The organism is Kordiimonas pumila (assembly GCF_015240255.1).
Classification (GTDB): Bacteria; Pseudomonadota; Alphaproteobacteria; order Sphingomonadales; family Kordiimonadaceae; genus Kordiimonas; species Kordiimonas pumila.
In genome coordinates, this window is the sequence record NZ_CP061205.1 from 716,806 (window position 1) to 731,137 (window position 14,332).

Consider the following 14,332-nt stretch of genomic DNA (forward strand, 5'->3'; position numbering starts at 1 on the left):
CATTAGGGGTACATAGCTTCCCTGCTGTGGGGGTCATCCAAGTTTAGGATGGGGCCAAGTGGAATAATCCCGGTTGGGTTAATATGCTTGTGGCTTGCATAATAATGGGTTTTTATATGGTCCATATGCACTGTTGGGCGTATTTCCGGCATTTGGTACAGGTCGCGGACATAGCCCGAAAGGTTTGGAAAATCAGCAATTTGCTGTAGGTTGCACTTGAAGTGCCCCACATACACTGCATCAAACCGTATAAGGGTCGTGAACAGGCGGATATCAGCTTCGGTTAGGGTGTTTCCAAGCAAAAAGCGGCTTTGCGCGAGTTTGCCGTCTAGCCATGCCAGTGTTTCAAAAAGCGGCTTGATGGCTTCCTCGTAAGCTTCCTGTGTGGTTGCAAATCCTGCTTTATATACTCCGTTGTTTACCGTGTCGTAAACGCGGGCATTAATGGTGTCGATTTGGCCTTTTAATGCAGCGGGATAATAATCACCGGGTTTGGCACCCAGCCCGTCAAAAGCTGTGCTAAGCATACGAATAATATCGGCGCTTTCGTTATTGACGATGGTTTTTTGTTGCTTGTCCCAGAGCACCGGCACAGTGACGCGGCCGCTATAGCTTGGGTCTGCCTGCGTATATATTTCATGCATATGGCGGGCACCAAACAGTGGGTCGCCGGTGCTGCCATCTGTGGTGTCAAAGGTCCAGCCATTTTCCAGCATTTTCATGCCGACAACCGACACATCAATCATCGGTTCAAGACCTTTGAGCGCAAGCATAATGAGGGTGCGGTGCGCCCACGGGCAGGCGTAGGATACATAAAGGTGGTATCGACCATCTTCAGCCTTGAAACCACTTTTGCCGGTTGGTCCGGCGCTGCCGTCTGCCGTTACCCAGTTTCTAAACTGGCTTTTCGACCGTTCAAACCTGCCCCCTGTTTTGTCGGTATCGTACCATTCATTATGCCAAACGCCGTCTACCAACAAACCCATGTCCTTACTCCTTATGCTTTCTTGCTATCTTACAGGTAAGGGTTATTGGCATTTGATCAACAGGGTAGGCCAAATAAAAATAGAGCAGGCCAAATACAAAAAAGCCGCAGAACCAAGGGGTCAACGGCTTTCAGTGTAATTTTATAGCAAATATTTTAAGGTTATTTTGGTGAAATAACCATAATCATCTGGCGGCCTTCCAGTTTTGGGCGGGCCTCAATTTTGGCTGATTCTTCCATCTCGCGTGTAACACGCTGCAATACTTCCATACCAAGTTCTTGGTGTGCCATTTCACGGCCACGGAATCGGATGGTTACTTTTACTTTGTCGCCGTTATCAATGAATTCATTGATTTTTTTCAGCTTCACATTGTAATCGTGCACATCAATGCCAGGGCGCATCTTGATTTCTTTGACTTCCTGGACTTTCTGTTTTTTTCGTGCGAGGCTGGCTTTTTTCTGAGCCTCATACTTGTATTTGCCGAAATCAAGAACTTTACACACAGGGAGTTCGGCGTTCGGCGAAATTTCCACAAGGTCGAGGCCGCTAAGTGCTGCGATCTCCAGTGCCTTTGCAATTGTTACAGCCCCGTGGTTTTCTCCATCTGCTCCTATAAGACGCACTTCTTTTGAAGTGATCATCTCATTCACGCGCGGCCCGGCGTGCTTGGGCGGTGCCGCAAAATTCCCATTACGTATGTTCGGTCTCCTGTGTATTGTTTCTCGTAGGCTATTTATAGTGCCCAGCCCACGCAGGCATGAAATATTTAGGCATTATAGGCTTTTCCAGCCTCGCATGCAAAGTATTGTTTATAAGTGTTTACCCGTCCTTATGCGTTTCCGCTTGGCATGGTGCTCTCTTGCACCAGTGCGGCGATCGCTTCATCCAGATCCATCACTGTTTGATCGTTCGATCCAAGGCGCCTGATACTCACTTTATTGTCTTCCGCTTCACGCATGCCTACCACCAAAATAACAGGTACTTTGGCATGGCTGTGCTCGCGTACTTTATAGTTTATTTTCTCGTTCCTGAGGTCAACCTCGGCCCGAATACCTGCCGCCTTTAGTTTGGCGTGCACATCGCTTGCGTAGCCGTGGGCGTCAGACACAATGGGGGCTACCACTGCCTGTGTTGGCGCAAGCCATAACGGCAGTTTACCAGCGTAATGCTCTATCATAATACCGATGAAACGCTCAAGCGTGCCCAGCACTGCACGGTGCAGCATAACAGGTGTATGACGGTTACCATCTTCCCCTACATAGCTGGCGCCAAGCAGTTTTGGTATATTGGGGTCAAGCTGCAATGTGCCACACTGCCATGTCCGGCCAATAGCATCATTCAGATGAAACTCAAGTTTGGGGCCGTAAAAAGCGCCTTCACCGGGTGCAAAGCCATAATCGAGGCCTGTTTCTTTCAGGGCATCTTCAAGGCGTTTTTCGGCCAGATCCCATTCTGCATCAGTGCCAGAACGCTTTTCAGGCCGTGTCGCAAGCAGCACTTTAAACTCGGGGAAGCCCAGATCATTATACACCTGCGACAGCAGGTTACAGAAATTAACAGTTTCTTCCGTGATCTGATCTTCACGGCAGAAAATGTGGGCATCATCCTGTGTCATTTGGCGCACACGCATCAGGCCGTGCAGGGCACCGTGCGCCTCGTTTCTATGGCAGCAGCCAAATTCAGCCATGCGAATAGGCAGATCGCGGTAACTTTTAATGCCCTGTTTGAAAATCTGAACATGCGCGGGGCAGTTCATGGGTTTCAGAGCCATGAGTTTGCCTTCGCCAGACAGAATAGGGCCTTCTTCTTCCGTGTTTGGTATTTCGTCCGGCACCACAAACATATTCTCACGGAATTTTGCCCAGTGGCCAGATTGCTCCCAAAATTTACTATCCAGAAGCTGCGGTGTTTTCACTTCCACATAGCCTGCTTCCTGTAGGCGGTTACGGATGTATTTCTCCATTTGCAGCCAAACAGTGTAGCCTTGTGGGTGCCAGAAAACAGAACCTTGCGCCTCTTCCTGCAGGTGGAATAGGTCCATTTCTCGGCCCAGTTTGCGGTGGTCACGTTTTTCGGCTTCTTCCAACCTGTGCAGATAGTCTTTGAGTTCTTTTTTGTCTGTCCAGCAAGTGCCGTAAATGCGGGTTAGCATGGCGTTCTTGCTGTCGCCGCGCCAATAAGCACCAGCCACTTTCATTAGTTTGAAAGCATCACCCAGCTTGCCAGTGGAAGGCAGGTGAGGGCCGCGACACAGGTCTTTCCAGTTGCCTTGACGGTAAACAGTGATTGGGCCATTTGCCGGTAGGTCAGTGATAATTTCGGCTTTATATTTTTCGCCAATTTCAGTGAAATGGGCAATAGCTTCGTCGCGGGCCCACACTTCGCGGGTTATTTTTTCGTCACGCGCTACAATTTCGTGCATGCGCTTTTCGATGACAGCAAGATCTTCCTCGGTAAAGGGCTTGTCGCGGGCAAAGTCGTAGAAGAAGCCATCTTGAATATTTGGCCCAATTGTAACCTGCGTGCCGGGGAATAACTCCTGCACAGCTTCGGCCATCACGTGGGCGCAGTCATGCCGCAAAATATCAAGCGCTTCTTCTGTGTCGCGTTTGGTGATGATTGATACATCGCTGTCTGCTTCAATCTCGCGGTCCAAGTCCCATACGTCACCGTTTACCTTAACGGCGAGCGCGGCCTTCAGCAGGCCGGGGCCTATATCTGCGGCCAGCGTCGTGCCCGTCACCGGCTTATCAAACGTGCGTACGCTGCCATCAGGCAGGCGCAGGTTGACCGGATTTTGTACACTCGATTGTTCGCTCATGGCAGATAGGCCCTTAAATTATAAAAAAACATGGACTCGCGAGTTAAAGCGGGCTGCGGCGGAAGTCAAGCATAGCAAGGCAAAACGGCCTTAATTTCTACAATTATTTTCTATGACTGTCTTTCCCCTGCACACCAATTGGGATATTGAGCCGCCTTGCCTTGCCTGCTAGGGTCTGCGGGAATGTGTTTTTGATTAGATGGAGAGTTTGCTAATGCCTGAAACCCGCATCCTTGAAACCGCGCACGGCACGCGTATTGCCTATAAGCGTACAAAAGGCAAAGGACCGGGTGTTGTGTTCCTGCCCGGTTTCATGAGCGATATGGAAGGCGGTAAGGCAACAGCGCTGGAGGCATGGTGTGTGGCTGAGGGCCAAGCCTTTGTGCGGTTTGATTATCAGGGCCACGGTGTCTCTGAAGGCAAGTTTGCAGATGGTACTATTGGCCTTTGGGCCAAAGACGCAATCGCGGTGATCGATAAGCTGACAGAAGGTCCGCAAATTGTGGTGGGGTCTTCTATGGGTGGCTGGATCGGCCTTTTAGCAGCAAAGGCCAGACCGGGACGAGTAAAGGCCTTTGTTGGCTTGGCGGCTGCCCCTGATTTCACTGTCCGTATGTGGGAAGGATTTGATGAAGCCACCCGCGCTGAAGTGCTGGAAAATGGCTTTATGAAGCGCCCGTGTGATTACGGCGACGAGCCTTACACCATAACCAAAGCGCTGATTGATGATGGTTGGCAAAACCGGGTGCTGAACGCGCCTATACACCTTGATATACCGGTGCGGCTTATTCAGGGCACATTAGACCCCGATGTACCGTGGCAAACAGCGCAGCAGATAGCAGACTGCATTGTGGGCGAGAATACAGAGGTTATTCTTGTGCCGGGCGGCGACCACCGACTGTCGCGAGATATTGACCTCAAGCGCCTGACCCGTATGGTGGGTGAACTTACGAAAGATCTACCTTATGGCCGGTAAATATTCAAAGTTGAACCGCGATCAGGTTTTTGAGTTTTTCAGGCGGTTGGCAGAAGATAACCCAAACCCTGAGGGCGAGCTTGATTATGTGAACGAGTTTACACTTCTGGTAGCGGTTGTGCTCTCCGCACAGGCGACAGATGTGGGGGTGAATAAAGCCACAAAAAACCTGTGGCCAGTGGCAGATACACCAGAGAAAATGTATGCCCTCGGGGTGGACGGTTTGAAGCAATATATCAAAACCATAGGGCTTTATAATTCAAAGGCAGAGAATGTTATAAAGCTGTGCCGCGATCTTATAGACAAGCACGGCAGCAAGGTGCCAGAGACTCGGGCAGAGCTGGAGGCGCTCGCCGGTGTTGGCCGAAAAACCGCCAATGTGGTGCTAAACATTGCTTTTGGTCAGCCCACCTGCGCAGTAGACACGCATATTTTTAGGGTTTCAAACCGCACTGGCCTTGCACCCGGTAAGGATGTGCTAAAAGTGGAACTGGCACTTGAAAAGGTTATTCCAGAACCGTTTTGTCTTCATGCGCACCACTGGCTTATTCTACTGGGCCGCTACATCTGTAAGGCTCGCAAGCCTGACTGTATGCAGTGTAAGCTTACAGATATTTGCCTGTATAAAGAAAAGGTAGAGGCTTAAATTTTTTACAGAAAGGTGTTTGTTGCCACGGATTTGCCATGAATTCTTCATATCTATTGCGCCTGAACTAAAGATTAGTTTTATCTACCATAAGCTGCCTGTTGCAGGTTTATGGTAAACACGCTAGGCTTAAGGCGCTCTATGGGCTGGAGCACCGTGTTTGCAGTTTTACAAACAAACTTTTTTAGGAGGGGATTTTATGCGTAACGGATTGACAGTATTATTGGCATCAGCAGCACTTTTCACACTTTCAGCGTGCGGCGATAACGCTGGCGACGAACATAAGGCTGATGAAATGGCGCCTGCTGCGGAAGCAGCAGCAGACGACATGAAAGAGGCAATGGATGACGCCACTGATAGTGCGAAAGAAATGATGGATGATGCATCTGACAGTATGGAAGAAGCTGCTGACGATGCCAAAGAAGCTTGGAAAGATGCCAAGGAAGAAATGGAAGATGCAGCAGAAGAAGCAAAAGACGAGTAAGACGCTTTTTTGCGGGCTGCAGGTTTATAACAGGTCGGGTTTTTACCCGGCCTGTTTGTTTATGGAGCGTTTATGCCAGAGGTTACAGAATTTTCGCTGCACTCACAGCTGGCGGCAGACACATTTGAGGTTGGAACCTTTACCTTGTCGCGCGTTCTGCTTATGAACGATAGCAACTATCCATGGCTTATTCTGGTGCCTGCGCGCGCGGGTGTTCGTGAAATGCATGAGCTGGCGGAAGCTGATCAGCAACAACTGATGTATGAGATAACCCATACATCCAAGGCACTTGAAGCGCTAACAGGGGCAGATAAAATGAATGTGGCGGCGCTTGGTAATATGGTGCCACAGCTTCATGTTCATATTATTGCTCGCTTTAAAGCTGACCCGGCATGGCCTGGCCCTGTTTGGGGTAAGGTGCCGTCTGTTCCTTACAGTGACTTAGAGGCTCCAAAAGTGTGCGGGAATTTAAGAGAGGCTTTACTTTGAAAAGGGCTTAGGGAAATATGACAGCATATACATGAAATTGGGGGATGTATGACTGAAATGAAAGATGTAGTTGGTGAAGTTTTAAGTAAAAACGCAGAAGGCTTTGAAAAAAAAGATGCAAGAATGATGGCAACGGTTGGCTTTATTCTAGCGGCACTCAATGGTACTTTCGCTGTAATATTTTTTCTATTTTATAATGCGCCGATAGAGACCACCATTTTTATGGTGATTAATGCCCTTACTCTTTCGTTTCTATCATGGCGAGTACAGCAGTACTCTGCCTTAGCAGGTAAAACACTTTTTTTAACAGTGATTTTGTTGATTTGCGGGCTGCTCAGTCAAGCTCTTTCGGAAGGCCCATCATATAGTCAATTGATAGCGCGATTAATTGTTGGGGGTATTATTATCACAAAAATGTACCCTGGGATAAGTTCACTAAAGATATTGTCGAGCACATATCCTTAAAATAATGGCTGGGGAACGTATGTGGTACTTGGTTTTGCATGGCTAATTGCATTAAACACGATTCTCGGAGTGTTGTTTCGCCTGCTCTAAAGACGAAGGGTTTTGCCGGTTTCACTGCTTTTGGCGGCTAGCTCAATCAGTTTAATAGTCATAAGCGCGTCTTTTGCTGCAACAGGAGCTAGGCCCTTGTGCAGAATAGCGTCTTTCATGAGGCTGAAAAACTGTTGGTAGCCGCCGCGCTCTGTTGGTAAAGTTTCGGTGCTATCTGTGCGGTAGAGGGTGCCGTAATGCTTTGGCTCTTCATCCGCCCATTCTTTGGGCACGGGTTTCATTCCAGCTTTCAATCTGTCTTCCTGTGGGTCTAGGCCGTATTTTTCGTAGGTGCCCAATTCTCCTTGCACTTGAAAGCGGCGGTTTGGCCCTGCTGAAAACACACTCATATGCAGCACGGCCAGCATATCTGCATAGTGCAGGGTTATGTGCGCAAGGTCGGTTGTAGTGCCGCCGGGGCGCATGGTTTTGCAGGTGGCACTAATTGCCTCTGGCGGCCCAAAAAGCTGCAAGGCCTGATCCAGAAGGTGCGAACCCAGATCATAAAGCAGACCGCCGCCGTTTGCCGCGGTTTCGCGCCAACGGTCACGCACATCCATGCGAAAGCGGTCAAAGTGGCTTTCAAAATAGCGAATTTTGCCAAGTGTGTTGTTTTTTATAAGTTTCTTAATGGTTAGGAAGTCACCGTCCCAGCGGCGGTTATGGTAAACAGTTAAAATCTTACCGCGCTCTTCCGCCAGCTTGATCAGTTCTTCGCCGTCTTTGGACCGTGTAACAAATGGTTTCTCAACCACCACATGCATGTCGTTTAGGAGTGCATGTTTTATAAGAGAGTAATGTACATCGTTAGGTGCGGTGATGATGAGAAGGTCAGCGCCCGCCTGCTCGATCATTACCTCTGCTGATTTGAAAACCGCCATACCCGGCATGGCCTTTTCAATAGCAGCAGTTTGGCTGCTACTGATAGCCACTAAATCATAAGCTAGCTGAGCCATCAAAAACGGAATATGGAAGGTTTGGGCTGAGTATCCGTATCCGACAACAGCGGTTTTGATGGTGTCTGGCAGTGCTGACATTCTGGTCTTTCGTGAGGGGGGGCAATATGCCCCCAGAGTATTTAGTGGCGGAAGTGGCGCATGCCAGTAAAGACCATGGCAAGGCCAGCGGCGTCTGCGGCATCAATAACATCTTGGTCGCGCATGCTGCCACCCGGCTGGATAACTGCTGTAGCCCCAGCTTCTGCAGCCGCCAGAAGGCCGTCTGCAAACGGGAAAAAGGCGTCAGACGCTACAACACTTCCTTTTGCAAGGCTTTCGGTATCCCCAGCTGTTTCAGCGGCTTCACCAGCGCGGATAGCGGCAATGCGGCTACTGTCGCGGCGGTTCATTTGCCCGGCGCCGATGCCCACAGTCATGCCGTCACGCACATAAACAATAGCGTTGGATTTCACATGTTTTGCCACTTGAAATGCAAACAGCATGTCGTTCAGTTCTGTGTCTGATGGCGCGCGTTTGGTAACCACTTTCAGGTCTGCTTTCGTGATACGGCCTGTATCGCGGTTTTGAACCAGATAGCCCCCAGCCACAGTTTTTACCATTTTGGCACTTTGTACCGGGTCTGCAAGGCCGCCTGTGGTGAGCAAGCGCAGATTCTTTTTAGCTGCAATGATAGCCATTGCTTCTTCGGTTACCTCAGGGGCGATGATCACCTCAGTAAACACCTTTACAATCTCTGCTGCGGTTTCAGCGTCTACACGGCCATTTAAAGCAACAATGCCGCCAAAGGCAGAAACAGGGTCACACTTAAGGGCTTTTTCGTAAGCTTCCTTGAGCGTAGCGCCAGTGGCAACGCCGCATGGGTTTGCATGCTTGATAATGGCAACAGTTGGCACAGCAGGGTCAAACTCGCTTACAAGTTCAAAGGCGGCGTCTGTATCATTAAGGTTATTGTAAGATAGTTCCTTGCCCTGATGCTGCACGGCGGTGGCAATGCCGGGGCGGTTTTCTGCGTTTTTGTAAAAGGCGGCTACTTGGTGCGGGTTTTCCCCGTAGCGGCATTCCTGCACTTTGGTGCCTGCAACCGTCATACGGTCAGGGAACGTGACACCATTTTGTGCGGCGTACCACTGGCTGATAGCGGTGTCGTATGCGGCGGTACGGGCATAGGCTTTGGCTGCCATTGCTTTTCTGGTTGCGTGGCTGGTGCCACCCTGCTCGCTAATTTCAGCAATGATCGCCGGGTAATCAGCCGGGTCGGTAATGATTGTTACAAATTTGTGGTTTTTGGCAGCTGACCGCACCATGGCCGGGCCGCCAATGTCTATATTTTCTATGCAGGTATCAAAATCAGCGCCAGACGCAACCGTTGCTTCAAACGGGTAAAGGTTCACGGCAACAAGATCGATACCACCAATATCATGCTCTTTCATCGCGGCTACATGGTCGGCCTTATCTCTCAGCGCGAGGAAGCCCCCGTGGATTTTAGGATGCAGAGTTTTTACGCGGCCATCCATCATTTCAGGGAAACCGGTATGCTCAGCTACTTCCTTTACCGAAATGCCAGCATCCCTTAGCGCTTTTGCAGAACCGCCCGTTGAAAGAATTTCAGCGCCTGTTGCTGCAAGAGCTTTAGCAAGCTCTATAAGGCCAGTTTTGTCAGAAACAGAAAGAAGCGCACGCTTGATGGTCACTTTGCTCATAAAAATACCTTACTCACTCAGAACATCTGAAAGGGGCTCTTGTTACCCTGATCAGATATCCATTTCACTTAATTGCCATGTACAAATGGGGGTTTCATTTTCCCGATTCGGGATGGTTACAACAATTTGTCGGGCTGCAACCGGTTTGTCAGGTCTGCTCACATAAAGGCTGTCTTCAATATTTGCCTTGGCGCCAGAGCCTTTATCAACATCAAAAATCCAGACACGGCCACTTTTAAGGGCCAGTGTAATTCTGCCATCCGGGGCTTTGGTTGCTTCAACGCTAGGGTGCAAATGAAACCGTAAAACCACAGTATGCCCTTGCAACTTTTGGGATTTTGGCCCAAAAAGCTTGTCTTCCCCCAGCAGTTTTTTACCGTTAGCCGTGAGGGTTAGGGCGCGTTCATGTTTTACACCAAACCGCTTTAGGTAGCCATCATGTATAAGCCGAATACGTGTGCCGTTTTCCAGTGTTTCACGCAGTGTTAGTGTTTCCGTTACACCAGCACCCAGTTTGCCGTTATCCATAAGCCGCGAACTGTTTCTATCAGCAACAATAAGGGCAGAATGGGCAGCGGTTGACCGTGTCATGACTGCAAGTTCTGGAAACGGGCCACGATCACTTGCCGGGCCAACATTTACAATAAGCCGCTCCTGTGCCACCGATAACTCGAACGATCCAGTCCCGGCATGGGCCTTTTTCATTAGAGGCCAAGCAGGTGGGGTGCCGGTATCCATAATCAGGCAGGTTGCTGCAGCGGTAACACGCTGTATACCACTGTAGGCGCTGTTCTCCGTGGCTTTGCCTTTGGCTTCACTTGCCGCCAAAACGGCGTTGGTACCGTGGCCACCTTCCGCCGACACACCGCCAATTTGGGCAAAACTGCCGTCACCGTGGCGCATGGCACGAATGTAGGGCGCGATGCGATCAAGCGTAATCTGTACCCACGATGGCAGATCGCTATCCGTTTCTACATAGGCGCTGCGCACAAGAATAAGCAGTTGCATGGTGCGAATAACATCAGCTGCGTTGCGGCTTGCAGGGCCGCCGTCAGGCAAAATAAAGGTTTTGCAGGTGCGTTCCAGAAACCGGGTGCCCCGTGCATGCAGGGCGCTACCGCCGGGAAGTAATAACCCGGCCAGTGTTAATGCTGTACCGGTATATATTTCAGAGAGGCCTGCTGGCACATCGCTGTGCACACGTGCCAAGTGCCGTGCCTGCCGTGCCATGGTGTGTAACACTTTCGACCGGTAAACCAAATCAAGCGATGACAGAATGAGCGGCGCATGCACAAACCAGTTGATCAGTCTGCGGGCAAGGGTTTCTGCTTGCCAGATTTCCCTATCCCACTTTTCGCCAACAGGCAGCCACCAACCAATGATGGTTTCGGCGGCATCGCGGGCTTTTTTCTGGTCATGTGTTTGCGCCAGATCCTGTAGCCAGTGAAAACTGTGGGCATATCGGCGGAATGAGGGTGAGGCTTTATCAAGCTTTTGCCAAAAAGCAGGCTCAAGTTTGTGCTGTTCGCCAGCATGTAGCATATCGCCGCCAAAAATCGCCGAACCAAGCGTTGCGTTGCCGGGGGCTGGGTCATCCGGGCTGCCAAGCAGTTGAACAGGGTGCCTGCCCTTCAGTCGGTACTCATAGAGGCTGGAGCCATAGCCCCATTCCTTTACTGCCCGGCTGATTTTTTGCCAAACTTCCTGCGGCAGATAAAAGCCCGTATCACGCCTTAAAGTGCTGCGTGTAAGGGGCGCATTGGAAGCATAACCGGCAATTTTATCAAAGGCCGCATTCATGGCGTGCCTGTTCCTTTATGAAGAAAGTCTAACCCCTTAGGGCCTTGATATTCTCTGCGTATTTTTCTGGCCCGCCTTTGAAGGTAGCGCTGCCAGCCACCAGCAAGTCTGCGCCTGCGCTTACTACTTGTCGAGCGGTTTCCGCATTAACACCGCCGTCAACCTCCAGATCAATATCAAGACCAAGGCTATCAATCCGTTTTCTAATCGCTTCCAGCTTCCTGAGCTGGCTCGATATAAACGACTGACCGCCAAAGCCGGGGTTAACAGACATAACCAGAATAAGATCAAGCTCTTCGTAGAGATAGTCAAGGGTGCTTTCCGGTGTTGATGGATTAAGCGAAACGCCAGCCTTAACACCCTGCGCCTTTATAACCTGCAATGTGCGGTGAATATGCGGGCCAGCTTCCACGTGCGCTGTTATAATATCAGCACCGGCCGCCGCAAAGGCCTCGATATAAAGATCGACCGGCTGTATCATTAGGTGAACGTCAAAAACCTTTTTACTATAAGGCTTTATTGCTTTTACTACATCAGGGCCAATGGTAATATTGGGGACAAAGTGGCCATCCATAACATCAATATGAATGTAGTCGGCGCCAGCGGCGTCGATTGCCTTGATTTCTTCACCCAGTTTCGCAAAATCAGCTGACAGGATGGACGGTGCTATTCTGGTTGGTTTCTGCATGGTGCACCCATACCAGCAAAGGCTAATTCCTGCAAGGCGTCGCAAGCACGCGGCAGCATATTTTTATCATATTTTTTGGCGGGTGATACGCGCAGCATAAAAGCCATCGAGTCCGCCCTTGTCGGCCAGATAAGACGGCAGACACAGAAGGTCACCGTCTTTTGTTACAAGCTCTGTCAGTCCACCCAGTTCACTAGCTGTAATGGGTACTCGTTTGGCTTTTGGTTCAGCCTTTAAGAAGCCCTCTATTTGGCCTTTACCTTCGATTTCCTCCAAAGAACACACGCAGTATAATAATGTGCCACCTACAGGTAAGAGGCTGAAGGCATGGTCCAGAATGCGTTCCTGCAGGGAGGCGAGCTTTTTGATGTCGCCTTCATTTTTGGTCCAGATCACGTCGGGGTTGCGCCTTAGTGTTCCGGTTGCGCTGCATGGTGCATCCAGAAGAATATGGTCAACGGGTGTTTTGGGTGTGAAGCGCGCGGCATCTTTGGCATAAACATCTGCGCGCAGGTCGGTGCGGGCAAGGTTGGCGTGCAGGCGTTTTAATCGGTTTTCAGAGCGGTCTACGCTTGTAACGCGCGCACCACTTGCTGCAAGCTGCATGGTTTTGCCGCCGGGTGCAGCACACAGATCAAGCACATGTTTGCCCGTTATATTGCCCAGCAGAGTTGCAGGGATAGCAGCAGACATATCTTGCACCCACCAATCGCCGGTATCATAGCCAGGTAGCGCTGTAACATCACATAGCGGCAGGCGCAGGCTACCGGTTGGTGTGGTGGTGGCCCCCAATTGGCCGGCCCAGTCAGCCAGTGTGGTTTTATCTTTCACGGTAATATCAAGCTGCGGTGTGGTTTGCAGGGTTGCTGCAATGGCAGTGGCGTTTGCCGGGCCATAGCTTTTTGCCCAGCTGTCATAAATCCACGATGGGACATCATTTTTAGGGGTGCGATTCAGTTTTGTGAGCAGCGCATCGTGCTCTCGTGTGGCTTTTCGAAGGACTGCGTTCACAAGCCCCGCAAACCCGGCTTCTTTGCCAGATAGATTTTTAATAAGGGACACGGTTTCATTAACGGCGGCGTGGTCGGCGGTACGCATCAGCAAAATTTGCGCGAGGCCGGTTATGAGCGCCGCTTCTGTCCATGTGGCGTTTTTCGGCAGGCCGGAATCCAGCATGTCGGCAAGCAGGCGTTTCAGGCTGCCATAGCGGCGCAGGCACAGCATGACTAAATTCAGCACAAAAGCTCTGTCGCGGGCCTCAAGCTTGGCTTCAGTTGCCATATCGTCAAGCGCCGCCTCAAGGGGTCGACTCTTTAAAGTAACAGCCATAAGGGTTCGCACCGCTGTTGCGCGGATTTTGCTGCCAGTTTGTGTGTGTGCTTCATTCATAGCGCCTCTTGCCATATTAAAGCGTTAAAGGGAAGGTTGATCTTGCACTTCACGCTCTAAGCCAGCTAGAAAGAAGTGAATTGAGACTTTAAGGAAGCACCATGCAGCATACCGTTACAATTTTGTCCCGTTTTAACGGTCCGCCAAAAAGCGCGAATGGTGGCTATGCATGCGGCCTTATGGCTAAAAAGCTGGCTGGTATCGGAGACGGCCCTGTTGAAGCGGCCCTTTCTGCGCCGCCGCCCCTTGATGCAGAGTTACTGCTGGAATGGACGGCAGACACCGCGAGCCTTTTAGCAGGCGGCAAATCTATAGGCCGGGCCAGCCGTACTGCGCTAAGCCTTGATGTGCCTGCGCTGCCAACGCCGCTGGTGCTGGGCATTAATCCGGTTGATGCGCCTGATGCACCGGGCAAATTTGTGCCGTTTGAAACCTGTTTTGTATGCGGGCAGCGCCGGACCCTCGGCGACGGGCTTTGTATTCACAGCAAAGAGGTTGAGGGTCACCCCGGCCTTGTGGCCAGTGACTGGGTTCTGGACAGTGGCCTAGCGAGTGCAGACGGCAATGTTGATTTGCTTTACATATGGTCGGCCCTTGACTGCCCCGGCTATTTTGCCTGTGCGGCGGGTGAGGCTGCCCTTCTGGGTCGCCTTTCAGCAGAAATTATAGCCCCGTTAAAGGCTGATGGCACCGCAACAGTGATAGGTTGGAACCTGACCAAAAAACCGGACAGCCGCAAGCGCCAATGTGGGACAGCTATTTTTGATGAGGAGGGTACGCTTGTTGCCAAGGCTGAAGGGCTTTGGATTACCATTGACCCAGCAAACCTGCCGGATTAG

At 50.7% G+C, this 14,332-nt stretch carries 14 protein-coding genes; 6 read left to right on the forward strand and 8 right to left on the reverse strand.

Annotated elements, in window-relative coordinates; translation table 11 throughout:
* Positions 1 to 2 precede the first annotated feature (2 nt).
* The 3 genes from ICL80_RS02995 to thrS form a co-directional block, all read right to left on the reverse strand.
* Entirely contained in the window at positions 3 to 986 is a 984-nt protein-coding gene (locus ICL80_RS02995) for a glutathione S-transferase family protein (protein WP_194214647.1), read from the reverse strand.
* 161 nt (positions 987 to 1,147) lie between these two features.
* Positions 1,148 to 1,684, reverse strand: a complete 537-nt coding sequence (infC, locus tag ICL80_RS03000) for a translation initiation factor IF-3 (protein ID WP_392389813.1) — start codon at positions 1,682 to 1,684, stop codon at positions 1,148 to 1,150.
* A 131-nt stretch (positions 1,685 to 1,815) separates the two neighbouring features.
* A complete protein-coding gene (thrS, locus tag ICL80_RS03005) occupies positions 1,816 to 3,807 on the reverse strand; it encodes a threonine--tRNA ligase (RefSeq protein ID WP_194214648.1) in 1,992 nt (663 codons plus the stop codon).
* 214 nt (positions 3,808 to 4,021) lie between these two features.
* Between thrS and ICL80_RS03010 the strand changes: the two genes are divergently transcribed.
* The 5 genes from ICL80_RS03010 (at position 4,022) to ICL80_RS03030 (ending at position 6,867) form a co-directional block, all read left to right on the forward strand.
* Positions 4,022 to 4,783: an alpha/beta fold hydrolase gene (locus tag ICL80_RS03010; protein ID WP_194214649.1), complete on the forward strand. Its 762-nt coding sequence runs from the start codon at positions 4,022 to 4,024 to the stop codon at positions 4,781 to 4,783.
* A complete protein-coding gene (gene nth / locus ICL80_RS03015) occupies positions 4,773 to 5,429 on the forward strand; it encodes an endonuclease III (protein ID WP_194214650.1) in 657 nt (218 codons plus the stop codon). The genes ICL80_RS03010 and nth overlap by 11 nt, the downstream gene beginning before the upstream one ends.
* 199 nt (positions 5,430 to 5,628) lie before the next feature.
* Complete coding sequence (locus ICL80_RS03020; RefSeq protein WP_194214651.1) at positions 5,629 to 5,913, forward strand: YtxH domain-containing protein; 285 nt, start codon at positions 5,629 to 5,631, stop codon at positions 5,911 to 5,913.
* Between the two features lie 72 nt (positions 5,914 to 5,985).
* Entirely contained in the window at positions 5,986 to 6,402 is a 417-nt protein-coding gene (locus ICL80_RS03025) for an HIT domain-containing protein (RefSeq protein WP_194214652.1), read from the forward strand.
* 48 nt (positions 6,403 to 6,450) lie between these two features.
* Positions 6,451 to 6,867, forward strand: coding sequence for a hypothetical protein (locus tag ICL80_RS03030; RefSeq protein WP_194214653.1), 417 nt, complete (start codon positions 6,451 to 6,453; stop codon positions 6,865 to 6,867).
* Between the two features lie 86 nt (positions 6,868 to 6,953).
* On the opposite strand, the gene ICL80_RS03035 is transcribed toward ICL80_RS03030, so the two are convergent.
* The 5 genes from ICL80_RS03035 to ICL80_RS03055 form a co-directional block, all read right to left on the reverse strand.
* Positions 6,954 to 7,994 carry an oxidoreductase gene (locus ICL80_RS03035; RefSeq protein WP_194214654.1) on the reverse strand — a complete coding sequence of 347 codons (1,041 nt, stop codon included), beginning with the start codon at positions 7,992 to 7,994 and terminating at the stop codon, positions 6,954 to 6,956.
* Positions 7,995 to 8,035: 41 nt separating this feature from the next.
* Positions 8,036 to 9,616 carry a bifunctional phosphoribosylaminoimidazolecarboxamide formyltransferase/IMP cyclohydrolase gene (gene purH, locus ICL80_RS03040; protein WP_194214655.1) on the reverse strand — a complete coding sequence of 527 codons (1,581 nt, stop codon included), beginning with the start codon at positions 9,614 to 9,616 and terminating at the stop codon, positions 8,036 to 8,038.
* 51 nt (positions 9,617 to 9,667) lie between these two features.
* Complete coding sequence (locus tag ICL80_RS03045) at positions 9,668 to 11,416, reverse strand: heparinase II/III family protein (protein WP_194214656.1); 1,749 nt, start codon at positions 11,414 to 11,416, stop codon at positions 9,668 to 9,670.
* Positions 11,417 to 11,444: 28 nt separating this feature from the next.
* Entirely contained in the window at positions 11,445 to 12,104 is a 660-nt protein-coding gene (gene rpe, locus ICL80_RS03050; protein ID WP_194214657.1) for a ribulose-phosphate 3-epimerase, read from the reverse strand.
* 66 nt (positions 12,105 to 12,170) lie between these two features.
* Positions 12,171 to 13,493: an RsmB/NOP family class I SAM-dependent RNA methyltransferase gene (locus ICL80_RS03055; RefSeq protein ID WP_194214658.1), complete on the reverse strand. Its 1,323-nt coding sequence runs from the start codon at positions 13,491 to 13,493 to the stop codon at positions 12,171 to 12,173.
* A 101-nt stretch (positions 13,494 to 13,594) separates the two neighbouring features.
* Between ICL80_RS03055 and ICL80_RS03060 the strand changes: the two genes are divergently transcribed.
* Positions 13,595 to 14,332 carry a hypothetical protein gene (locus ICL80_RS03060; RefSeq protein WP_194214659.1) on the forward strand — a complete coding sequence of 246 codons (738 nt, stop codon included), beginning with the start codon at positions 13,595 to 13,597 and terminating at the stop codon, positions 14,330 to 14,332.

Coding starts and splice junctions, on each gene's coding strand:
- ICL80_RS02995 (WP_194214647.1), bottom strand. CDS start 986: ATGGGTTTGTTGGTAGACGGCGTTTGGCATAATGAATGGTACGATACC.
- thrS (WP_194214648.1), bottom strand. CDS start 3,807: ATGAGCGAACAATCGAGTGTACAAAATCCGGTCAACCTGCGCCTGCCT.
- ICL80_RS03010 (WP_194214649.1), top strand. CDS start 4,022: ATGCCTGAAACCCGCATCCTTGAAACCGCGCACGGCACGCGTATTGCC.
- nth (WP_194214650.1), top strand. CDS start 4,773: ATGGCCGGTAAATATTCAAAGTTGAACCGCGATCAGGTTTTTGAGTTT.
- ICL80_RS03020 (WP_194214651.1), top strand. CDS start 5,629: ATGCGTAACGGATTGACAGTATTATTGGCATCAGCAGCACTTTTCACA.
- ICL80_RS03025 (WP_194214652.1), top strand. CDS start 5,986: ATGCCAGAGGTTACAGAATTTTCGCTGCACTCACAGCTGGCGGCAGAC.
- ICL80_RS03030 (WP_194214653.1), top strand. CDS start 6,451: ATGACTGAAATGAAAGATGTAGTTGGTGAAGTTTTAAGTAAAAACGCA.
- ICL80_RS03035 (WP_194214654.1), bottom strand. CDS start 7,994: ATGTCAGCACTGCCAGACACCATCAAAACCGCTGTTGTCGGATACGGA.
- purH (WP_194214655.1), bottom strand. CDS start 9,616: ATGAGCAAAGTGACCATCAAGCGTGCGCTTCTTTCTGTTTCTGACAAA.
- ICL80_RS03045 (WP_194214656.1), bottom strand. CDS start 11,416: ATGAATGCGGCCTTTGATAAAATTGCCGGTTATGCTTCCAATGCGCCC.
- rpe (WP_194214657.1), bottom strand. CDS start 12,104: ATGCAGAAACCAACCAGAATAGCACCGTCCATCCTGTCAGCTGATTTT.
- ICL80_RS03055 (WP_194214658.1), bottom strand. CDS start 13,493: ATGAATGAAGCACACACACAAACTGGCAGCAAAATCCGCGCAACAGCG.
- ICL80_RS03060 (WP_194214659.1), top strand. CDS start 13,595: ATGCAGCATACCGTTACAATTTTGTCCCGTTTTAACGGTCCGCCAAAA.